Annotated in this window: 22 protein-coding genes; 16 read left to right on the top strand and 6 right to left on the bottom strand. The window is 59.5% G+C overall.

Annotated elements, in window-relative coordinates:
- Positions 1-58 precede the first annotated feature (58 nt).
- Entirely contained in the window at positions 59-529 is a 471-nt protein-coding gene (argR, locus tag ACB031_RS16535) for a transcriptional regulator ArgR (protein WP_005308670.1), read from the bottom strand.
- A gap of 201 nt (positions 530-730) precedes the next feature.
- On the opposite strand from argR, the gene ACB031_RS16530 reads away from it, so the two are divergent.
- The 6 genes from ACB031_RS16530 to ACB031_RS16505 all read left to right on the top strand — a co-directional run bounded on the left by ACB031_RS16530 (position 731) and on the right by ACB031_RS16505 (position 5,762).
- Positions 731-1,471 carry an ATP-binding cassette domain-containing protein gene (locus ACB031_RS16530; protein ID WP_005308671.1) on the top strand — a complete coding sequence of 247 codons (741 nt, stop codon included), beginning with the start codon at positions 731-733 and terminating at the stop codon, positions 1,469-1,471.
- A 25-nt stretch (positions 1,472-1,496) separates the two neighbouring features.
- Positions 1,497-2,234: a transporter substrate-binding domain-containing protein gene (locus ACB031_RS16525; protein ID WP_005308673.1), complete on the top strand. Its 738-nt coding sequence runs from the start codon at positions 1,497-1,499 to the stop codon at positions 2,232-2,234.
- Positions 2,235-2,237: 3 nt separating this feature from the next.
- The gene (artQ, locus tag ACB031_RS16520) at positions 2,238-2,888 is read left to right on the top strand and encodes an arginine ABC transporter permease ArtQ (protein WP_017782223.1); all 651 of its coding nucleotides are present in this window, start codon (positions 2,238-2,240) and stop codon (positions 2,886-2,888) included.
- 2 nt (positions 2,889-2,890) lie between these two features.
- On the top strand, positions 2,891-3,553 hold the full coding sequence (gene artM, locus ACB031_RS16515) for an arginine ABC transporter permease ArtM (RefSeq protein ID WP_010635150.1): 663 nt from the start codon (positions 2,891-2,893) through the stop codon (positions 3,551-3,553).
- Positions 3,554-3,774: 221 nt separating this feature from the next.
- Positions 3,775-4,710: a malate dehydrogenase gene (gene mdh, locus ACB031_RS16510; RefSeq protein ID WP_017780273.1), complete on the top strand. Its 936-nt coding sequence runs from the start codon at positions 3,775-3,777 to the stop codon at positions 4,708-4,710.
- 458 nt (positions 4,711-5,168) lie between these two features.
- Positions 5,169-5,762 carry a tetratricopeptide repeat protein gene (locus ACB031_RS16505; RefSeq protein ID WP_010635149.1) on the top strand — a complete coding sequence of 198 codons (594 nt, stop codon included), beginning with the start codon at positions 5,169-5,171 and terminating at the stop codon, positions 5,760-5,762.
- 102 nt (positions 5,763-5,864) lie between these two features.
- Here ACB031_RS16505 and hmpA read toward each other — a convergent pair whose 3' ends face one another.
- Positions 5,865-7,058, bottom strand: a complete 1,194-nt coding sequence (gene hmpA, locus ACB031_RS16500) for an NO-inducible flavohemoprotein (protein WP_139753285.1) — start codon at positions 7,056-7,058, stop codon at positions 5,865-5,867.
- 110 nt (positions 7,059-7,168) lie between these two features.
- On the opposite strand from hmpA, the gene ACB031_RS16495 reads away from it, so the two are divergent.
- The gene (locus tag ACB031_RS16495) at positions 7,169-7,636 is read left to right on the top strand and encodes an Rrf2 family transcriptional regulator (protein ID WP_005308686.1); all 468 of its coding nucleotides are present in this window, start codon (positions 7,169-7,171) and stop codon (positions 7,634-7,636) included.
- Between the two features lie 54 nt (positions 7,637-7,690).
- Here ACB031_RS16495 and ACB031_RS16490 read toward each other — a convergent pair whose 3' ends face one another.
- Both ACB031_RS16490 and ACB031_RS16485 read right to left on the bottom strand, forming a co-directional pair.
- A complete protein-coding gene (locus ACB031_RS16490; RefSeq protein ID WP_005308688.1) occupies positions 7,691-8,971 on the bottom strand; it encodes an HlyC/CorC family transporter in 1,281 nt (426 codons plus the stop codon).
- A 43-nt stretch (positions 8,972-9,014) separates the two neighbouring features.
- A complete protein-coding gene (locus ACB031_RS16485) occupies positions 9,015-9,806 on the bottom strand; it encodes an inner membrane protein YpjD (RefSeq protein WP_005308690.1) in 792 nt (263 codons plus the stop codon).
- 221 nt (positions 9,807-10,027) lie between these two features.
- Here ACB031_RS16485 and ffh point away from each other — a divergent pair, with 221 nt between their 5' ends.
- From ffh to rplS, 5 genes are all read left to right on the top strand, one after another.
- Positions 10,028-11,404 (top strand): signal recognition particle protein, encoded by a 1,377-nt coding sequence (ffh, locus tag ACB031_RS16480; RefSeq protein WP_005308693.1) that lies wholly within the window; start codon positions 10,028-10,030, stop codon positions 11,402-11,404.
- 182 nt (positions 11,405-11,586) lie between these two features.
- Positions 11,587-11,835 carry a 30S ribosomal protein S16 gene (gene rpsP / locus ACB031_RS16475; RefSeq protein WP_005308695.1) on the top strand — a complete coding sequence of 83 codons (249 nt, stop codon included), beginning with the start codon at positions 11,587-11,589 and terminating at the stop codon, positions 11,833-11,835.
- 24 nt (positions 11,836-11,859) lie between these two features.
- Entirely contained in the window at positions 11,860-12,381 is a 522-nt protein-coding gene (gene rimM / locus ACB031_RS16470) for a ribosome maturation factor RimM (protein ID WP_005308697.1), read from the top strand.
- 34 nt (positions 12,382-12,415) lie between these two features.
- Positions 12,416-13,165 carry a tRNA (guanosine(37)-N1)-methyltransferase TrmD gene (gene trmD, locus ACB031_RS16465; RefSeq protein WP_005308699.1) on the top strand — a complete coding sequence of 250 codons (750 nt, stop codon included), beginning with the start codon at positions 12,416-12,418 and terminating at the stop codon, positions 13,163-13,165.
- A gap of 32 nt (positions 13,166-13,197) precedes the next feature.
- Positions 13,198-13,545, top strand: coding sequence for a 50S ribosomal protein L19 (rplS, locus tag ACB031_RS16460; RefSeq protein WP_005308701.1), 348 nt, complete (start codon positions 13,198-13,200; stop codon positions 13,543-13,545).
- A gap of 103 nt (positions 13,546-13,648) precedes the next feature.
- On the opposite strand, the gene ACB031_RS16455 is transcribed toward rplS, so the two are convergent.
- Together ACB031_RS16455 and mutH are read right to left on the bottom strand one after the other, a co-directional pair.
- Positions 13,649-13,978, bottom strand: a complete 330-nt coding sequence (locus ACB031_RS16455; protein WP_005308703.1) for an isoamylase early set domain-containing protein — start codon at positions 13,976-13,978, stop codon at positions 13,649-13,651.
- An 81-nt stretch (positions 13,979-14,059) separates the two neighbouring features.
- On the bottom strand, positions 14,060-14,734 hold the full coding sequence (gene mutH, locus ACB031_RS16450) for a DNA mismatch repair endonuclease MutH (protein ID WP_274439012.1): 675 nt from the start codon (positions 14,732-14,734) through the stop codon (positions 14,060-14,062).
- Positions 14,735-15,467: 733 nt separating this feature from the next.
- Here mutH and rppH point away from each other — a divergent pair.
- The 4 genes from rppH (at position 15,468) to thyA (ending at position 19,975) form a co-directional block, all read left to right on the top strand.
- Positions 15,468-15,995, top strand: coding sequence for an RNA pyrophosphohydrolase (gene rppH, locus ACB031_RS16445; RefSeq protein WP_005308708.1), 528 nt, complete (start codon positions 15,468-15,470; stop codon positions 15,993-15,995).
- A 14-nt stretch (positions 15,996-16,009) separates the two neighbouring features.
- A complete protein-coding gene (ptsP, locus tag ACB031_RS16440) occupies positions 16,010-18,289 on the top strand; it encodes a phosphoenolpyruvate--protein phosphotransferase (RefSeq protein WP_099360166.1) in 2,280 nt (759 codons plus the stop codon).
- 67 nt (positions 18,290-18,356) lie between these two features.
- Positions 18,357-19,184, top strand: a complete 828-nt coding sequence (gene lgt, locus ACB031_RS16435) for a prolipoprotein diacylglyceryl transferase (protein ID WP_017765294.1) — start codon at positions 18,357-18,359, stop codon at positions 19,182-19,184.
- The gene (gene thyA / locus ACB031_RS16430; protein ID WP_010635143.1) at positions 19,181-19,975 is read left to right on the top strand and encodes a thymidylate synthase; all 795 of its coding nucleotides are present in this window, start codon (positions 19,181-19,183) and stop codon (positions 19,973-19,975) included. Before lgt ends, thyA begins: the two co-directional genes overlap by 4 nt.
- The last annotated feature ends 97 nt before the right edge of the window (positions 19,976-20,072 follow it).

The following is a 20,072-nucleotide window of genomic DNA, read 5'->3' as shown; positions in this document are numbered from 1 at the left end:
CCCGGCCTTGGCCGGGATTTTGCGTTCTGGTGCAACCGCCACGGGGCGGTTGCCGCCCTTACGGCGTCTGTTCGAACAGCTCGAGGGCGGAGAGATAGAGCTCCTCGATGTCGGTGTCGCTGGTCGGGGTGATGAAGATGGTGTCGTCACCGGCGATGGTGCCGAGGATCCCTTCAGCCTTGCCGAGGGAGTCGAGCAGGCGGGCGATCAGCTGGGCCGCACCCGGGCTGGTATGGATCACCACCAAGGCACCGTTGTGGTCGACATCCAGCACCAGATTCTTGAGCGGGCTGGAGGTGGTGGGCACGCCCAGTTCCACCGGCAGGCAGTAGACCATCTCCATCTTGGCATTGCGGGTGCGAACGGCGCCGAAGCGGCTCAGCATGCGCGATACCTTGGACTGGTTGATGTTTTCGAAGCCCATCTCTTGCAGGGCAGTCACTATCTCTGCCTGGGAGCCAAATCGTTCTTCTTTCAGCAAGGCTTTAAAGGCCTTGGCCAGTTTTTCTTGCTTGTCGTTATGCTTCATCTTGGACTCACGAATGAGGAGGTTTGGCTGCCTGTCACGCTCAGGCGGCAGATATGAACAGCGTGCCCATTTTGCATTCATATGCCTATTTTTGCAAGGAAGCGGCGCTTGTTCTGCATATTGATTCAAATATAGCTTGCATCCACCCATGCCAGCGTTAGAATCAGGACGAAATTTTGAAAACTTATTCAATTGGGCTGTATGGGTATTGAATTAATCGGTATCGAAAAATCCTGGCACAAGGTGCCGGTACTGCAACAGGTCAGCTTTCGGACCGCGCCCGGTGAAACCCTGGTGCTGCTGGGTCCGAGCGGTGCCGGCAAGAGTTCTCTGCTGCGCATGATGAACCTGCTGGACACCCCGGATGCCGGTGTCCTGCGCATCGGTGAAAGTGAATTTTCTTTCCCCTCCAGCCTCTCCACCGCCGAGTTCAACCGCCAGACCCAGGCGCTGCGGCGCAAGGTGGGCATGGTGTTCCAGCAGTACAATCTGTGGCCCCATCTCACCGTGATGGAGAACCTCATCGAGGCGCCGGTCAAGCTGCTCGGCATGAGCAAGGCGGCGGCCATGGAGAAGGGGGGCTATCTGCTGGCCCAACTGCAACTGGCCGACAAGCGCGACGCTTGGCCGGCGCGCCTCTCCGGCGGTCAGCAGCAGCGGGTGGCCATCGCCCGCACCCTGATGATGGATCCCCAGGTGCTGCTGTTTGACGAGCCGACCGCGGCCCTCGACCCCGAGATCACCAAGGAAGTGGCGGAGATCATCCGCAACCTTGGCCAGACCGGTATCACCCAGGTGGTGGTGACCCACGAGGTGGAGTTCGCCCGCAAGGTGGCCAGCCAGGTGATCTATCTGGAGAAGGGGCGGATCATCGAAGCGGGCTCCGCCGCCATTTTCCAAGCCCCGCAAACCAGCCGGTTTGCCGAATTCTTGATGCATTGATATTCAAATCGATAAGGAAGCTGTCATGAAAAAGAGTCTGTTGCTGATCGCGGCCATGGGCCTGCTGAGCACCCAGGTGCTGGCGAAAGAGATCAAGTTCGCCACCGAGGCCACCTACGCACCGTTCGAATACCTGGACGACAAGAACGAGTTCCAGGGGTTTGACATCGATCTGGCCCGCGCCATCTGTGAACAGGCCAAGCTGGAGTGCAGCTTCCACAACCAGGCTTTTGACAGCCTGATCCCCAGCCTGAAATTCCGTCGCTACGACGCCGCCATCGCCGCCATGGACGTGACCCCGGAGCGGGCCGCCCAGGTCGATTTCTCTGACATCTATTACCAGAACTCCGCCGTGTTCGTGACCAAGAAGGACGCCTTCAAGGGGCCGGAAGATCTGGTGGACAAGACTGTCGGCGTGCAAAACGGCAGCTCCCACCAGTCCTATCTGGTGGACAACTGGGTGAGCAAGGGGCTGCTGACCGTGCCCTACGCCAGCTACCAGAGTGCCTTCCTCGACATGATGAACGGCCGTACCGACGGCGTGTTTGCCGATACCGCGGTCGCCGCCGACTGGCTCAAGCAGCACAAGGAGTATGCCGTGATCGGCACGCCGGTGACTGACGCCAAGTACTTCGGTACCGGTTTTGGCATCGCGGTGGCCAAGGGCAATCAGGAACTGCTGACCCAGCTGAACAAGGGGCTGGCCGACATCAAGGCCAACGGCACCTATCAGAAGATCTACGACAAATATTTCGCGCACTAAGCCATGTTGAGCCTGTTGTTGGATGCAGCCTGGATGACCCTCGGGCTGGCCCTGGCCTCCCTGGTAGGGGGCATGGTGCTGGCGCTGGCGTTCAGCGCCGCCGAGCTGAGCAAGCAGCGCGCTCTGGTGTGGCCGGTGGCCACCCTCACCACGCTTATTCGCGGGTTGCCCGAGTTGCTGGTGGTGCTGTTCATCTACTTCGGCTCTACCCAGGTGCTGTTCCTCATCACCGGCGAGTACGTAGAGTTCAGCCCGTTCGCCTGCGGCGTGCTGGCGCTCTCCCTGCTGTTCGCCAGCTACGCCACCCAGACCCTGCGGGCCGCCCTCAATGCGGTGCCTGCCGGGCAGCGGCTGGCGGCGCTGGCGCTCGGCCTTGGCAAGCGTCACATCTTCTTTCGCATCGTGCTGCCCCAGGCCTGGCGTCACGCCCTGCCAGGGCTCGGCAACCAGTGGTTGGTGCTGCTCAAAGACACCGCACTGGTTTCCCTCATTGGGGTGAACGAGATGATGCGCCAGGCCCAGATGGCCTCGGCCAGTACCTATCAACCCTTTACCTGGTATGCCGCGGCGGCTCTCATCTACCTGGCCATCAGCCTGGTGAGTGAGTTCGGCTTGAAGCAGGCTGCCCGTTATACCCGCCGTTACGGAGGCTGATCATGCAGGATTACCTGATGACCCTGCTGGGTGGCCTGGCGATTACCCTGCAACTGACCGCCGGCAGTCTGCTGCTGGGTGTGCTGATGGCGGCGGCCATGACCTGGGTGCTGGAGCGCCGCATTCCGGTGGCGACCCAGCTGGTGCAGCTGTGGGTGCTGATCTTTACCGGCACGCCGCTGCTGATCCAGATCTTCCTCATCTACTACGGGCCGGGTCAGTTTGCCTGGCTCAAAGAGGGGCCGCTCTGGCCGCTGCTCAAGCAGCCCTGGTTCTGCGCCGTGCTGGCGCTCGGCTTCAATACCGCCGCCTACTCCACCCGGCTGTTCAAGGGGGCGCTCGATGCCATCCCGGCCGGTGAGGTAGAGGCCTGCCGCGCGCTCGGCTTCTCCGCCAGCCAGACCCTGTGGATGAAGGTGCGTCACGCCGCCCGGCGACTGGTACCCGCCTACTCCAACGAGGTGATCCTGGTGCTCAAGGGGAGTTCGCTCGCCAGTACCATCACCATCATGGATGTGATGGGGCTGGCTCAACGCCTCAATGCCCAGACCTATGACACCCTGGCGGTGTTCACCGTGGCCGGTGCCCTCTACCTGACCATGAACGGATTGTTAACAATTGGTTTTCGTTGGTGTGAACGCAGGGCGCTGGCCTTCCAGGGCTGAAGTCGGCAGATCTACCTATTAATGGTGAGGGGAAGTGCAGGAAATCTGTGCTTCCCCTCCAATTTTTTGCATTTCCCCCCATTTTTATTCGCCGCCTGTTTATTGGCTCACAGAACCTGTGATTACAACTGTTATCAGATTGTTTTTTAGGGGGGGATCCTTTAAGGTTGGGCGCACAACAAGAAACAACCTTAAACCTACGCTTAAACATGGAGTTGATCATGAAAGTTGCCGTTCTGGGTGCCGCCGGTGGCATCGGCCAAGCCCTCGCTCTGCTGTTGAAAAACCGTCTGCCTGCTGGTTCCGAATTGAGCCTGTATGACATCGCTCCGGTGACCCCGGGCGTGGCGGTCGATCTGAGCCATATCCCGACTGACGTGAAAGTAAAAGGTTTCTGCGGTGAAGATCCGAGCCCGGCTCTGGTCGGCGCCGATGTCGTACTGATCTCCGCCGGCGTGGCGCGCAAGCCCGGCATGGATCGTTCCGACCTGTTCAACATCAACGCCGGCATCGTCAAGAATCTGGTGGAAAAGTGCGCCGCCTCCTGCCCGAAAGCGCTGATCGGCATCATCACCAACCCGGTCAACACCACGGTCGCCATCGCTGCCGAAGTGCTGAAGAAGGCCGGTGTCTATGACAAGCGTCGCCTGTTCGGCGTCACCACTCTGGACGTGATCCGTGCCGAGACCTTCGTGGCCGACGCCAAGGGTCTGAACGTCGACAAGGTGCGCGTCAACGTGATCGGTGGCCATAGTGGTGTGACCATTCTGCCGCTGCTCTCCCAGATTGAAGGGGCTTCCTTCACCGCTGACGAAGTGGCCGCCATGACCAAGCGTATCCAGAACGCCGGTACCGAAGTGGTGGAAGCCAAGGCCGGTGGCGGTTCCGCCACTCTCTCCATGGGCCAGGCTGCCTGCCGTTTCGGTCTGTCGCTCATCAAGGGTCTGCAGGGTGAAGCCAACGTCATCGAGTGCGCTTACGTGGAAGGCGACGGCAAGCACGCCACTTTCTTCGCGCAGCCCATCCTGCTTGGCAAGAACGGCGTCGAAACCGTGCTGGACTACGGCAAGCTGAGCGCCTTCGAACAAGAGGCGATGGATGGCATGCTGGCCACCCTGAAAGCCGATATCCAGCTGGGTGTCGACTTCGTCAAGTAAGGCGTCCGGATGGACAGCAAGGGGAGCTTCGGCTCCCCTTTGTCGTTATGGGCAGGTGGTGCCGGACTAAGGGGATGCCGCCGGCTGCCGATAACAGGGTGCTGCAGGAGATCCTTATGATGAAACCCATTACCCTTGTCGGCCTGTTCTGTTTGCTGACGCCCCCATTGCTGACGGGCCAGGCGCAGGGGGCCGAGCCTTCCACCTCTGCCGCCGCCGCGACGAGCGGGGCCACGCCGGCGGCCAGTGCGCAGCCGGAGGTTGCCGCTCAGCCCTCTGCGGCTGCCCCGTCCTCTGCTGCGGCTCCCGCACCGGCTGCCGTGCAAACCACGGTAACGCCAGCCGCCCCTGCTGCACCGGTAGCGGCAGCGAATGCAACACCCGCCGCTGCGCCAGCGGCAGCCCCCATTCCCGCGCCTGTCGCTGCAGAGGGCGACCGTTCGCCGAGCAATCGTCCCATGACCAGCACCCCGGCCAGCGGCCTGACCGTGGACAGCGGCGCGCTGCAGGCGGTGCCGCTCTATCGTCAGGACGAACTGCTCAACTGGATTGAACAGGGCCGTCACCTGCAGCAGGTCAAGCAGGACAGGTGTCAGCTCACCCAGGATATCGAGGTGCGGGCCGAGGTGATGAAGATCCCCTCCTATCAGTTTCTGTGGGGGGACATGCTGGCCTGGGGGGTCTGCATCAAGCCCAATGCGGAGCTGGGGGTGAAATTCATGTGGGATGCGGCCAACCAGGGGCTAGCGCCGGCGCTGGAGCAGCTGGGTCGCTACTACTGGAAGGGCACCCTGGTACAAAAGGACCTGCTCAAGGCCGAGACCCTGATGCGGGAGGCCGCCAGCCTGGGCTTCCAGCGGGCGCAGATCGAGTGGGTGGAGATGCTGTTGCAGGGCATGGGAAGCCCGCTCGACTATGAAGAGGCGTATCACTGGCTGCACGGCGCCGTCATCGGTGATAAGGCCACCCACCAGAAGGCGGCGAGCCTGCTCAGCCGGCTCGGCAATCGCATGCCCGCCAATGCCATCGCCCGTGCCAAGGCGATGCACTGATCCCAAAAAATGACCCACGGATCTGCATCCGTGGGTCGGGAGGGGCCAGCCGCCGTGCCGTGACAGGCTGGACCCTCATAAGGTTATAGTGATCCGCCCGCCTTACAGATCTTGGTGGGGACCAAAAACTTCGTAGTGCAGCTGGCCGGCCGGAATACCCGCCGCGATCAGCTGCTGCTTGACCGCCTGCATGAAGCCAAGAGGGCCACAGAAGTAGTAGTGGGCCTGCGGCGTGATGCGCTCCTGTACGGCACTCAGATCCATGGTGCCGGCATGATGGTACTCTTCGCCCTGCACGTCACTGGCCTGTGGCTTCCGATACCAGACCCGGCTCAGCAGGTTGCTATGCTGGCGGGATTTTTGCTGAATATCCTCCCTGAAGGCATGCACGGCGCCCTGTTCGCAGGCGTGCAGCCAGGTGATGTCGGCCTGATGGCTGTTCGCCAGCAACTGGTTGAGCATACTCATCATCGGCGTGACACCCACACCGGCCGAGAGCAGTACCACCGGGGTATGGCCATCGGCTTTCAGGTAGAAATCGCCGGTGGGCGGCATCAGCTCCACTTGATCGCCCGCCTGCAGATGATCGTGCAGCAGGTTGGAAACCTGGCCCTGCGGCTCGCGTTTTACGCTGATGCGGTAGTGCTGGCCGTTGGGGGCATCTGAGAGGGAGTATTGGCGGATCTCCTGATACTCGAGCTCGGGATGGACCAGCTTGATGCTGAGATACTGACCCGGCTTGAAGTCCAGCACCGGCTTGCCATCCACCGGCACCAGCAGGAAGGAGGTGATGAGCTCGCTCTCGACCCGCTTTTCCTTGATCAGGAAGGGGCGGGGGCCTTGCCAGCCACCGATCTCGTTCGCCTTCTCCTGATAAATCTCGCTCTCGCGGCCGATGAAGATGCTGGCGAGCACGCCGTAAGCCTTGCCCCAGGCATCCAGCACCTCGTCGGTGACCGCACTTCCGCCCAATTCTTTGAGCGTGGCCAAGAGATGACTACCTACAATGTGATATTGTTCTGGCTGGATCAGGAAACCTGTGTGCTTGTGGGCGATGCGTTCCACGGCACCGGCCAGTGCCCCCAGGTTGTCGATGTTCTTGGCGTAGGCCGCCACCGCATTGAACAGCGCCAACGGCTGACCACCGCTGCGCTGGTGCGCCAGGTTGAAAATGTCCTTCAGCTCCGGGTTATGGCTGAACATGCGCTGGTAGAAATGCTGGGTGAGCGCGGGGCCCGCCGATTCGAGCAAAGGGATGGTGCTTTTGATGACGGCGATGGTGGCTTGGTCTAACATAGGGGTTCCTTGCTAATTGAACATCTAGAATGTCACTTAATAAGCTGCATCCTAGATGTTTATTTGATCTGAATCAATAATCAATTTCCGCGTGATGCGACACAGGCACTATGAGACTAACTAGCTATACCGATTTTGGATTGAGAGCCCTGCTCTATCTGGCGACCCTGCCGGAGGGTGAATTGTCTAGCGTGGCCAAGGTCTCCGCCTTGTATGACGTCTCCCGCAACCACATGGTGAAGGTGGTGAACCAGCTGGTGAAACTGGGTTACCTGCAGTCCCAGCGCGGCAAGAATGGCGGCATTCGCATGGCCTGCGCGCCGGAGAGCATCAACATCGGCCAGGTGATCCGGGCGCTGGAAGGGAACCTGGACGGCATCGACTGCAACTCGCCGGCCTGCCACATCGTCTCTGTCTGTTTGCTGAAGAGTGCCCTGAAAGAGGCGATGAATGCGTTTCTGGCGGTGATGGACAGCTACACGCTGCAGGATCTGCTGGCCAATCGCGACGAGCTGCAGCAGGTATTCGGCGAGTTGATCCCGACCCTGGTGCTGGAGCCTGGCGACGAAGATGAGTGAGCCGATCGCCGGCCAATGACGCAATAGAAAAAGGCTGCCATCGGCAGCCTTTTTTCAATCCTCCAGTCCCGACTCGTTTCGGTACAACGCCGGCATGATCCGCGCCATCTTCACCATGTTGTTCTCCACTTCCAGGATCTCGATGGGGTAGCCGGCCAGCCGCAGGCTGATGTTGGGCTGGGGGATCTCCTCCAGATATTCGAGGATGACACCGTTGAGGGTACGGGGCCCGTCGATGGGCAGTTGCCAGTTCATCTCCTTGTTGAGCTCGCGGATGCTGGCCGAGCCCTCCACCAGGAAGGAGCCATCCGGCTGGGGATGGATCTCGTCGCTGGGCGCCGGGGTCATGGATGTGGTGAAGTCGCCCACTATCTCTTCCAGGATGTCGTCCAGGGTGATCAGCCCCTGAATGTCGCCATACTCGTCGACGATGAGGCCGATCCGCTCCTTGTTGCGCTGGAACTTGGCCAGTTGCACGTTGAGGGGCGTCCCTTCCGGAATGAAGTAAATTTCGTCCACTTCCCGCAGCAGGCTCGACTTGTTGAACTGATCCTTGGCCATCAGCCGCAGCGCGTCGCGGGCGTGCAGAAAACCCACCACGTCGTCGATGTTGTCGCGATAGAGCAGGATCTTGGTGTGGGCGCAGTGGGCCAGCTGACGCAGTATGGTCTTCCAGTCATCGTTGATGTCGATGGCGTAGATCTCGCTGCGCGGCACCATGATGTGCTCAACCGTCATCTTGTCCAGATCCAGGATGCTGAGCAGCATCTCCTGATGGCGCTGGGGGATCAGACTGCCCGCCTCGTTGACGATGGTGCGCAGCTCCTCGGTATTGAGGGAGTCATCCTTGTTCGGATTGATCTTCAGCAGCTTGAGCAGGCCGCTGGTGATGCCATTGATCATCCAGACGAAGGGGGCAAGCGGCACCATCAATCCCTTGAGCACCCAAGAGGCGGGATAGGCGACTTTCTCCGGAAACATGGCCGCCAGGGTCTTGGGAGTCACTTCACCAAACACCAGCACGATCAGGGTCAGGCCGAAGGTGGCGATGGCCACACCCAGATCCCCGAACAGACGAATACAGACGATGGTGGCGATGGCTGACGCCAGGATGTTGACCAGGTTGTTGCCGATCAGGATCAGCCCCAGCAGGCGGTCGGGCCGGGAGAGCAGTTTCTCCACCCGACGGGCAGCCTTGTGCTTGGTCTGGGCCAGATGCCGCAGCTTGTAACGGTTGAGCGACATCATGCCGGTTTCAGAACTTGAGAAGAAGGCAGACATGAGGATCAAGATAACGAGAACAATCAGCAATGTACTCGTTGAGATACTGTCCAAGAAGGGCTCCTGTGGGACTGGGTGATGAAGAAGTAGTGGGCGATCAGCTCAGCAGCACTTCTTTGACGAAGCGACTGCCGAAGTAGGCCAGGGTCAGAATGAAGCTGCCGATCAGGCTCAGGGTGATCACCTTGCGACCGCGCCAGCCACGGGTATGGTGGCCCCACAGCAGCAGCACGTAGACACACCAGGCCAGGATCGAGAGGATGGCCTTGTGGGATTTGCCCTGGGCGAACATGTCTTCGAGGAAGAAGAGGCCGGAGGCAATGGAGAGGGTCAGCAACAGGACGCCGGCCGAGATGAGCTGAAACAGCCGCTTCTCGACCGTCATCAGGGGCGGCATGGCCGGCAGCTGGCTGATCTTGCGCGTCTTCAGTTGCCGGTCCAGACAGGCAAGTTGCAGCGCAAACAGGCAGGCGATCATCAATACCGAGTAGGCCATCAGCGCGAGGCCGATATGCAGCAGCAGCTGGGGATGGGCCTCCAGGTGGGTGATGTAGCGACCGGGAATGAGGGCGCTGGCGGCCAGCAACAGGGCCGAGAAGCTGTAGACCACCGGCAGCAGGATCCAGCCGTTGAAGCGGCGGGTGACGCAGGTCATGAAGCAGCTGATGATGAGGCTGACCAGCGAAGCCACGTTGAGCATGCTCAGATTCTGCCCGGAGTGGGTAACCAGCACCTCGCCGGAGAGGGCGGCGCCATGGGCGATCAGGGCCAGTCCGATGCAGGCAAACAGGGGGGCTTGTCCCACTGGTTTGGCACTGAGCAGCAGGTGCAGAGAGGCGATGATGGCCAGCAGATAGAACGCCAGGGCCAGAACAGAGATCACGATCATAACCGGGTCGTTGTCGAGCAAGCGATTGGGAATAGGAAGGGCAGTATACCTTGCACAAGATGTGCTCGCCAGTTGTGCTGCCGCCGATCTGCCCATATATAGGCAGCATGTTGAGCCAGCCGCACAGGGCTGACCGCAGCCGAGTGCGGCGAATAATCGTCCTCATCGTGCGAGTGAGGTATAATGCCTCCCATTTGTTACGCCAAGAACCGGAATGCGTCATGTTTGAGAATTTGACTGAACGACTCTCGCGCACCCTGCGCAACGTCAGCGGCCGTGGCCGCCTGACCGAAGAGAACATCAAGGATACCTTGCGCGAAGTTCGCATGGCGCTGCTCGAGGCGGACGTCGCCCTGCCGGTGGTGCGTGACTTCGTCGCGCGCGTCAAGGAGCGGGCGGTGGGCCAGGAAGTGGCCAAGTCCCTGAGCCCGGGCCAGGCCTTCATCAAGATTGTGCACGGCGAACTGGTCTCCGTGATGGGGGAGGCCAACGAGCAGCTCAATCTGGCGGCCCAGCCGCCAGCCATCATCCTGATGGCGGGTCTGCAGGGTGCCGGTAAGACCACCACGGTCGGCAAGCTGGCCAAGCTGCTCAAGGAGCGCAACAAGAAGAAGGTGCTGGTGGTCAGTGCGGACGTCTACCGCCCGGCGGCCATCAAGCAGCTGGAGACCCTGGCCGGCGACATCGGCGTCGACTTCTTCCCGAGCGATGCCAGCCAGAAGCCGGTGGACATCGCCAATGCGGCCATCGATCAGGCGCGCAAGAAGTTCTATGACGTGGTGATCGTCGATACCGCCGGTCGTCTGCACGTCGATGGCGAGATGATGGAGGAGATCAAACACCTTCACGCCACCATCAAGCCGGTGGAGACCCTGTTCGTGGTGGATGCCATGACCGGTCAGGATGCCGCCAATACGGCCAAGGCGTTCAACGAGGCGCTGCCGCTCACCGGCGTGATCCTCACCAAGGCGGACGGCGATGCCCGCGGCGGTGCCGCGCTGTCGGTGCGCCATATCACCGGCAAGCCGGTCAAGTTCATCGGTATGGGCGAGAAGACTGACGCGCTTGAGCCTTTCCACCCGGATCGTCTCGCCTCTCGCATCCTCGGCATGGGCGACGTGCTCTCCCTCATCGAGGAGGTGGAGCGCACCGTCGATAAAGAGAAGGCTGCCAAGCTGGCCAGCAAGGTCAAGAGTGGCAAGGGCTTCGATCTGGAAGACTTCCGCGAGCAATTGGCCCAGATGCGCAACATGGGCGGCATGATGGGGATGCTCGACAAGCTGCCCGGCATGTCCGGCCTGCCGGACAACGTCAAGGATCAGATGGATGACAAGCTCACCGTGCGGATGGAGGCCATCATCAGCTCCATGACTCCCAAGGAGCGTGCCCATCCCGATCTTATCAAGGGCTCTCGCAAGCGCCGTATCGCCGCGGGTTCCGGCATGCAGGTGCAGGACGTCAACAAGCTGCTCAAACAGTTCACCGAGATGCAGCGCATGATGAAGAAGATGTCCGGCAAGGGTGGCATGCGCAAGATGATGAGCCAGATGAAGAACATGCTGCCTCCCGGCTTCGGTGGCGGCCGCGGTCCGTTCTGATTATTCGGGCTGACGTAGCGAGTGAGGGTCTGCCAGCGGCAGGCCCTTTTCATTGCGGCTCTGCGCAAAAAATGGCTGGCTTGGTTGCAATTATTACGAATCCAAGTAGAATTATGCGGCTTATTTTAAGCTAGGGTCCGCGTGTTTGCGGGCCTTGTTCATTAGATGTTAATGAGGACGATATGGTAACCATTCGTTTACAACGTGGTGGCGCGAAAAAGCGTCCGTTCTACCAGGTAGTAGTTGCTGACAGCCGTAACGCCCGCGACGGTCGTTTCATCGAGCGCGTTGGTTTCTTCAACCCGGTTGCTTCTGGTAACGCTGAAAAGCTGAACCTGGACCTGGCTCGTATCGAGCATTGGGTTGCTACTGGTGCCGCTGTTTCTGACCGCGTTGCCAAGCTGATCAAAGACGCTGCCAAAGCTGCTTAATCAGCCAAACGGTAAGGAGTTAAGGTGGAAAAACCTGTAGTTCTGGGCACCCTGGGTACCGTTTACGGCATCAAGGGCTGGCTTAAAGTGAACTCCTTCACCGATGTTGCCGAAGCGATTTTCGATTACAACCCCTGGCTGATCAATCAGAACGGGGTGTGGCGTGAAATTCAGGTTTCATCCTGGAAGCGTCACAACAAGGGTCTGATCTGCAAACTCGATGGTATCGACGTGCGCGAGGATGCCCTGGCATTGACCAATGTCGAGATTGGCGTAGCCGCCGATCTGTTGCCTGCGTTGCCTGAGGGCGAGTTCTACTGGCGTGACCTGATTGGTTGCTCGGTAGTGACCACCAAGGGATACGACATGGGCAAGGTGACCGAATTGATGGAAACCGGCTCCAACGATGTGTTGGTGGTTGAGGCCAATGTAAAAGATGCCTTTGGTGCGAAGGAGCGGTTGATTCCGTTCCTGGAAGAGCAGGTGATCAAGAATATTGATCTGACTGCTCGAACAATCGAAGTTGATTGGGATCCTGGTTTCTAGTTTCCCGCGCTAACACGGGTGCCGGAGGTTTCTTATGTGGATTGGGGTGATTAGCCTCTTCCCTGAAATGTTCCGAGCCATTACCGAGCACGGGGTAACGGGTCGGGCCGTCAAGAGTGGCCTGCTGCAGATTGAGTGCTGGAACCCCCGGGACTTTACCCACGACAAACACCGTACGGTCGATGATCGTCCTTATGGTGGTGGGCCCGGCATGCTAATGATGGTTCAGCCGCTGCGTGACGCGATTCATGCAGCCAAGCAAGCGGCGGGAGACGGGGCGAAAGTCATCTATCTCTCTCCTCAGGGACGCAAGCTGACTCAAGCGGGCGTGACCGAGTTGGCGACGAATCAGAAACTGATTCTGGTAGCCGGTCGATACGAAGGTATCGATGAACGCGTGATACAAACCGAAGTCGACGAAGAGTGGTCTATCGGGGATTACGTGTTAAGTGGTGGCGAGTTGCCTGCCATGACCCTGATCGATGCGGTTTCGCGTCTGGTCCCAGGGGTTTTGGGTGATCAGGCCAGTGCCGAGCAGGACTCCTTCACGGACGGTCTGCTGGATCATCCCCACTATACTCGGCCGGAGGTGTTGGATGGGTTGGCGGTGCCCGAGGCGCTGACAAGCGGCAATCACGAAGTGATTCGGCGCTGGCGTCTCAAGCAGTCGCTCGGACGAACCTGGCAGAGAAGGCCGGAACTTATTAACAACCTAGCTCTGACTGACGAGCAAGAATCACTTCTTGCCGAGTATGTCCGCGAAGTGCGTGACAGCGTTAAGTAGAGTTTTCAGTTTATCCTAGGTAAGGAAAGACAATGAGCAAGATTATTCAGCAGCTTGAACAAGAGCAAATGCGTACCGACATCCCGGCTTTTGCCCAGGGCGACACCGTACGTGTTCAAGTTCGTGTTAAAGAAGGTGGTAAAGAGCGTCTGCAGGCTTTCGAAGGCATCGTGATTGCCAAGCGTAACCGCGGTCTGCACTCTGCTTTCACCGTTCGCAAGATCTCCAACGGCGAAGGTGTTGAGCGTGTATTCCAGACTCACTCTCCGCTGATCCACAGTGTAGAACTGAAGCGTCGTGGTGATGTTCGCCGCGCCAAACTGTACTACCTGCGCAACCTGTCCGGTAAAGCTGCTCGTATCAAAGAGAAGCTCAACTAATTCGATTCGAATTGGTGTCGATATGTCGGCGAAATGCTCGACAGGTAGTGAAAAGGCTCGCCAATGGCGAGCCTTTTTTGTATCCACTTTCGGGTGTGCCGGCTCAACCTGGCTGGCTGACCCGCACCACAGAGTTGTCTCGCCCGAAGGGGCCGGGTACGTAGTCATCCGCCGCCCAGTCGTTGTCGTAGCGGGTCTCCCCGTTCGGCTGAACCAGCTGATAGCAGTATTCGAAATGGCTGGGGCCATCGGTCGGCAGGTTGAGGGTGGTCTTGAACTCACCGCTCTTCATCCGCTTGAGCTCGATGGGTTGCCACTGGCTGAACTCTCCCAGCAACAACACCTGCTCGGCTTCCCCCGCGGCCTCTCTTTCCACGGCAAAGGTCACCTTGACCTCGGGGCGAGACTTGAGAAATTGCTTGTTGATCGGCATGACGCCTCCTTGTCCTGATTGCGAAAAATAGCGACTGTCTATTTTTATATCACTTTATGACAAGGATGTTGATAACAGAGATCAAGCGGGCAGGGCAAAGTGGCGCTGCAGCAGGCCGTGGGTGAAACCTATCTTGAGGTAAAAACCGCGGGGCAGGGTCAGGATCGGCTGACCGTTGCGACCGATGGCCCGGGTCAGCGCCTTGTTGTTGGCCGCCTTAGGACGCAGTTGCAGCACCTGGCCGTGGCGGGCGCTGATCTGCTCCACCTCTCCCAGCACTATCATGTCCATCAGCTCTTCCCAGTCCTGGCGCAGCAGCATCTCCTCCTCTTCATTCGGACTCCACAGCAGCGGCATGCCGATCCGGCGCTCGCCGATGGGGATCTCTCGGCTGCCTTCCACCGGGATCCAGAGCACGCGGGAGAGCTTGTTGCGCACGTTGGACTCCTCCCAGCGCTGGCCGCTGACACCGATCAGCGGTGCCACGCAGACGAAGGTGGTTTCCAGCGGCTTGCCCTGAGGATCGATGGGGATCGTCTTGAGCTCGATGCCGAGATCCGGGAAGTCCTGCTCCGGCTTGCTGCCGGCGCTCGCTCCCAGCTGCCACTCTATCAGCTGACCGACCCAGCCCTTGTCCCGACGCAGATCCGCCGGCACGGCGATGTTGGCGTCGGCGGCCAGCTGGGCCAGGGTGAAGCCGGCCATGGCGTAGGCGCGGGCCACCAGTTCCTGTTCGGAGCGGGGATTGACGGGCATGAGTGACTCCTGCAAAGAGGGATTATTCTAGCAACTCTGATCCTCCCTGAGGATCGCTGTTTTTATAACCGATCCTGGCAGGGGTATGCACAGGGGGGGCTGTTTTGTGTGTAAGTGTTTATCGTAGTGATTTAAAAGGAATTTGTCTCCAATTTATCGATGGGCGTTGCGCTGGATCCTGCCTTGAAATAGTTGTCCAAGGGTTTGCTCGCTCTGTTTCACACAGTTATCCACAGAAATCTTGGATAACTGCTTAAAAGTAGGAATAGTCACCCTGTTGTTACAAAAAAATGTGAAACGGCACCGATTTTTGCGGCGATATCGGGGCAGATAGTGTGCCACTCCTGTGGATAAAATAGCCGTGGTGGATCTTTGAACAGTCGAACTTGTTCACAATCCGGATCCCGGATCGCCGGCGGTAAAAGACATGGATCTTGATCCAGCATTCTTTGTTTAACACCATGTATTTAAATACATATTTTGTTTTATATTGCATCCTGTATGCTGTGGGGCAGTTTGGAGCAGATAAATGAAACTACTGTATATACCCGCTTGCTCACAGGCTTATGCACAGTCTGGGTGGGCAACTTGCAGGATCTGCTCCTTTAATTTGTTTATAAGTTTGCTTGAAATCGAAAGTTATTCATGAATGGGGGATTGCAGTCCTTGTTTGCTGCCACGAGGTGAATGTGGAACAATCCCCTTATAGATTCAGCCTTTATAAGGTGATCACGTGATAGATGGCGACGGGTTTCGTCCCAATGTCGGAATCGTGATCTGTAACCGTGACGGACAAGTATTGTGGGCCAAGCGTTATGGGCAGCACTCCTGGCAGTTTCCGCAGGGAGGAGTTGATGACGGTGAGACGCCAGAGCAGGCCATGTATCGTGAGCTGTATGAGGAGATAGGCCTCAAGCCCGAGGATGTGACCATCATGGCGACCAGTCGCAACTGGTTGAAGTATCGCTTGCCAAAACGCCTCGTTCGTTGGGACAGTTCACCGGTCTGTATTGGCCAAAAACAAAAATGGTTTCTGCTGCAGCTGGATCCGGGCAGGGAGTCCAGGATCCAGTTCGGTTGTCATGGTCATCCGGAGTTTGATGACTGGCGTTGGGTCAGCTTCTGGTACCCGGTGCGTCAGGTGGTTTCCTTCAAGCGGGAAGTCTATCGCCGGGTGATGAAGGAGTTTGCCCCGCTGGCGATGCCGGTGCCGGCAGTGCAGGTCAACAAGAAGGATGGGCGGCGTAATCGCGCCCGCTAAGGAGCACAGATTAGTTGTTAACGGAACTCAGACGCATCGTCGAAAGCATGGCCGAAGCCAATACCCTCGAGCTGGCCTTGCAGGCATTGGTCAGCCAGACCCGGCTGGCCATGTCGGTGGACTGCTGTTCCGTTTACGTCTCCGAACCTGAAATGCGCCGCTACCGGCTGGCTGCGACCGACGGTCTGGCCGAGTCGGCGGTGGGCAAGGCCACCCTGCCGTTCGAGCAGGGTATCGTCGGCCTGGTGGGTCAACGTGAAGAGCTGATCAACCTGGCCGATGCCCCCTCCCATCCCAGTTTCAAATTCCTGCCCGATGTGGCCGAAGAGGCGTTTCGCTCCTTCCTCGGCGCCCCCATCATGCATCAGCGCCAGGTGGTGGGTATTCTGGTGGTGCAGCAGAAGGAGAGCCGTCTCTTCGATGAGGGGGAGGAGTCCTTCATGGTCACCCTGGCGGCCCAGCTGGCGGCGCGCATCGCCCAGGCTCAGGCCAAGGGGTGGCTGCAGAAGACCGACTGGAGCAAGCCGCTGCGCGGCATTGCCGGGGCCAGCGGCATCGCCATGGCCAAGGCCTGGGTGTGGCGGCCACGCAAGGAGCTGCGCTCCATCACTCCGCGCAAGGATGAGGATCACGCCAGCCAGCTGGCGCGGCTGAACGTGGCGGTGGAAGAGGTGCGTCACGATCTGGAGAGCCTGGCCCTGCGTTTTCGCGAGAGCTACAGCCAGGACTCGGTGGCCATCTTCGACATCTATCTGCATCTGCTGGACGATCCCGGCTACATCAAGCCGATCCGCAACAAGGTGAGCAAGGAGCACTGGACGGCGGTCTCGGCGGTCAAGCTCATCAGCGATCGTCTCATCGAGCAGTTCAAGGGGATGAAGGATCCCTATCTGCAGGAGCGCTCCACCGATGTGAAGGACATCGCTCAGCGGCTCATCAGCCGGCTGGTGCAAAACGAGCCCGAGCACATCGCCATCGGCGAGCCTGTGGTGCTGGTCGCCGACGAGGTGACGGCCACCATCCTCGCCGAGGTGCCCCGCGAGTTCCTGACCGGGGTGGTGTCCCTCAAGGGGGGCACCAACTCCCACGCCGCCATCCTGGCCCGCGCCATGGGGGTGGCGGCCATCATGGGGGTGGATCTGCCGCTCGGCGACATCGGTGGTCGCATGTTGGTGGTCGATGGCTACAGCGGCGATCTTTTCATCGAGCCCAACCAGGTGATCCTGACCGAGTACCGTCAGCTGCTGAGCGAAGAGCGGGCCCTCGATACTCTGGTGCGCAGCGTCGACAACCAGCCGTCAGAAACCGCCGATGGCACCCCCGTTTCCCTGTTGCTCAACGCCGGCCTCAGCGCCGATACCGAGATAGCCCTCAATCATCTGGCGGACGGGGTCGGTCTCTATCGCACCGAGATCCCCTTCATGTTGCAGGACAGCTTCCCCTCCGAGTGGGAGCAGACTGCCCGCTATCGCGGCATTCTGGAGACCTATCGCAACCGGCCGGTCTGCATGCGGACCCTGGACGTGGGGGGGGACAAGCAGTTGCCCTATTTCCCCATCGTCGAGGAAAATCCCTTCCTTGGCTGGCGGGGGATCCGGCTCACCCTGGATCACCCCGAACTGTTCCTGGTGCAGCTCAAGGCAATGCTGCGGGCCAGCGAAGGGCTGGACAATCTGGCCATCATGCTGCCGATGATCAGCAGCGTCAGCGAAATCAAGGCCTCCCGCCGCCTGCTGGATCAGGCGTGGCGCGAGGTGTCGGAAGAGGCGGCCAGCCGCAGTGCGGTGATCCGCTACCCGAGCCTCGGGGTGATGATCGAGGTGCCTTCCGCCCTCTACATCCTGCCCGAAATGGCCCCGCTCATCGACTTCTGGTCGGTGGGCAGCAACGACCTGACCCAGTACCTGCTGGCGGTGGATCGCAACAACGCCCGGGTCGCCAACATCTACGACGCCTTCCATCCGGCGGTGATCCGCGCCCTGCAGCTGCTGGTCGATGCCTCCCATCGCTACCACAAACCGGTCTCGGTCTGTGGCGAGCTGGCCGGTGATCCGGTCGGGGTGTTGCTGCTGCTGGCCATGGGCTATCGTCGCTTCAGCATGAACACCCACAACATCGCTCGCATCAAGTACGTATTGCGCCAGGCCAACCTGAGCGAGCTAACTGTGCTGCTGACCGACGGCCTCAAACACGACAATCCCCATGTGCTGCGTGGCCTGTTTGCCCGCTATCTGGAAGAGCACGGTCTGGGCGGTTTGCTGCGCGCCGGTCACAAAGCGAAACAGATTGATTGATAATCATGCCTTGTCCCTGCTGACGAATGATCGGAAAATGCGGCTTTTCTTATGACTGGGGCCGCTTATGCAGCACGATGGATATTGGGTTTTCTCGCAGATTGATCCCGTAGCATTCAGTTTGGGACCACTATCGGTACGCTGGTATGGTCTCATGTACCTGTTTGGTTTCGCCTTTGCCATGTGGCTGGCGGGGCGCCGCGCCGATGCGCCGAACAGCGGCTGGACCCGCAACGAGGTGTCCGACCTGCTGTTTTACGGCTTCCTCGGGGTGATCCTGGGTGGTCGGGTCGGTTACGTGCTGTTCTACAACTTCGACATGTTCCTGGCCGATCCCCTCTACTTGTTCAAGATCTGGACCGGTGGCATGTCGTTCCACGGCGGCCTGATCGGGGTCATCACCGCCATGGTCTGGTTTGCCCACAAGACCAAGCGCCACTTCTTTACCGTGGCCGATTTCGTGGCACCGCTCATTCCGTTTGGCCTCGGCGTCGGCCGCATCGGCAACTTCCTCAACGGCGAGCTATGGGGTCGGGTCACCGATGTGCCCTGGGCCATCATCTTCCCGGAGGCGGGCCCCGAGCCGCGCCATCCCTCCCAGCTCTACCAGTTCGCACTGGAAGGGGTGGTACTGTTCATCATCCTCAACCTGTTCTGGCGCAAGAACCCGCCGCGCGGCGCCATCTCCGGCATGTTCCTGCTGTTCTACGGCCTGTTCCGCTTCCTGGTGGAATTCGTACGCCAGCCTGACAGCCAGCTGGGGCTCTACTTCAACGAGATCAGCATGGGGCAGATCCTCTCTACTCCGATGATCCTCATCGGTGCCCTGATGATCTGGGCCGCTTACAAGCGCCCGCAGCTGTTCGGCAACGCCGTGAAGGAGGCAAAACAATGAGAGCCTATCTCGACCTGATGCAGAAGATCCTGGATGAGGGGACCGTCAAGTCCGACCGTACCGGCACCGGTACCGTCTCCCTGTTCGGCCATCAGATGCGCTTCAACCTGGCCGAAGGCTTCCCGCTGGTGACCACCAAGAAGTGCCACCTGCGCTCCATCATTCACGAGCTGCTCTGGTTCCTCAACGGCGACACCAATACCGCCTATCTGAAAGAAAATGGTGTCAGTATCTGGGACGAGTGGGCCGACGAGAACGGCGATCTTGGCCCGGTCTACGGTGCCCAATGGCGCTCCTGGCCAGCGGCTGACGGGTCTGTCATCGACCAGATCCAGAAGGCGGTGGACGACATCAAGCACAACCCGGATTCCCGTCGCATCATCGTCTCTGCCTGGAATGTGGGCGAGCTGGACAAGATGGCGCTGGCCCCCTGCCACGCCTTTTTCCAGTTCTACGTGGCGGACGGCAAACTATCCTGCCAGCTCTATCAGCGCAGCTGTGACGTCTTCCTCGGCCTGCCGTTCAACATCGCCAGCTATGCTTTGCTGACCCACATGATGGCCCAGCAGTGTGACCTGGAGGTGGGGGACTTCGTCTGGACCGGTGGTGACGTGCACCTCTACTCCAACCACATGGAGCAGACCGCGCTGCAGCTCTCCCGCGAGCCGCGCCCGCTGCCGACCCTGGTGATCAAACGCAAGCCGGACTCCATCTTCGACTACCAGTTCGAGGATTTCGAGATCGAGGGTTACGACCCCCATCCCGGCATCAAGGCGCCCGTCGCCATCTGATGTGAAAGGCGCCCATGAGGCGCCTTTTTTATGCATAAAAACCACAGAATATTCATTCTTATGGGGGAGTTTCGAGTGATATCTGCCCGAGAAAAAA

It is taken from the genome of Aeromonas sp. S8(2024) (genome assembly GCF_041403085.1).
In the GTDB taxonomy this organism is placed as follows: Bacteria; Pseudomonadota; Gammaproteobacteria; order Enterobacterales; family Aeromonadaceae; genus Aeromonas; species Aeromonas dhakensis.
This window is presented reverse-complemented; position numbering and strand designations above follow the sequence as displayed.

Coding starts and splice junctions, on each gene's coding strand:
- argR (WP_005308670.1), bottom strand. CDS start 529: ATGAAGCATAACGACAAGCAAGAAAAACTGGCCAAGGCCTTTAAAGCC.
- ACB031_RS16530 (WP_005308671.1), top strand. CDS start 731: ATGGGTATTGAATTAATCGGTATCGAAAAATCCTGGCACAAGGTGCCG.
- ACB031_RS16525 (WP_005308673.1), top strand. CDS start 1,497: ATGAAAAAGAGTCTGTTGCTGATCGCGGCCATGGGCCTGCTGAGCACC.
- artQ (WP_017782223.1), top strand. CDS start 2,238: ATGTTGAGCCTGTTGTTGGATGCAGCCTGGATGACCCTCGGGCTGGCC.
- artM (WP_010635150.1), top strand. CDS start 2,891: ATGCAGGATTACCTGATGACCCTGCTGGGTGGCCTGGCGATTACCCTG.
- mdh (WP_017780273.1), top strand. CDS start 3,775: ATGAAAGTTGCCGTTCTGGGTGCCGCCGGTGGCATCGGCCAAGCCCTC.
- ACB031_RS16505 (WP_010635149.1), top strand. CDS start 5,169: ATGACCAGCACCCCGGCCAGCGGCCTGACCGTGGACAGCGGCGCGCTG.
- hmpA (WP_139753285.1), bottom strand. CDS start 7,058: ATGTTAGACCAAGCCACCATCGCCGTCATCAAAAGCACCATCCCTTTG.
- ACB031_RS16495 (WP_005308686.1), top strand. CDS start 7,169: ATGAGACTAACTAGCTATACCGATTTTGGATTGAGAGCCCTGCTCTAT.
- ACB031_RS16485 (WP_005308690.1), bottom strand. CDS start 9,806: ATGATCGTGATCTCTGTTCTGGCCCTGGCGTTCTATCTGCTGGCCATC.
- ffh (WP_005308693.1), top strand. CDS start 10,028: ATGTTTGAGAATTTGACTGAACGACTCTCGCGCACCCTGCGCAACGTC.
- rpsP (WP_005308695.1), top strand. CDS start 11,587: ATGGTAACCATTCGTTTACAACGTGGTGGCGCGAAAAAGCGTCCGTTC.
- trmD (WP_005308699.1), top strand. CDS start 12,416: ATGTGGATTGGGGTGATTAGCCTCTTCCCTGAAATGTTCCGAGCCATT.
- rplS (WP_005308701.1), top strand. CDS start 13,198: ATGAGCAAGATTATTCAGCAGCTTGAACAAGAGCAAATGCGTACCGAC.
- ACB031_RS16455 (WP_005308703.1), bottom strand. CDS start 13,978: ATGCCGATCAACAAGCAATTTCTCAAGTCTCGCCCCGAGGTCAAGGTG.
- mutH (WP_274439012.1), bottom strand. CDS start 14,734: ATGCCCGTCAATCCCCGCTCCGAACAGGAACTGGTGGCCCGCGCCTAC.
- lgt (WP_017765294.1), top strand. CDS start 18,357: ATGCAGCACGATGGATATTGGGTTTTCTCGCAGATTGATCCCGTAGCA.
- thyA (WP_010635143.1), top strand. CDS start 19,181: ATGAGAGCCTATCTCGACCTGATGCAGAAGATCCTGGATGAGGGGACC.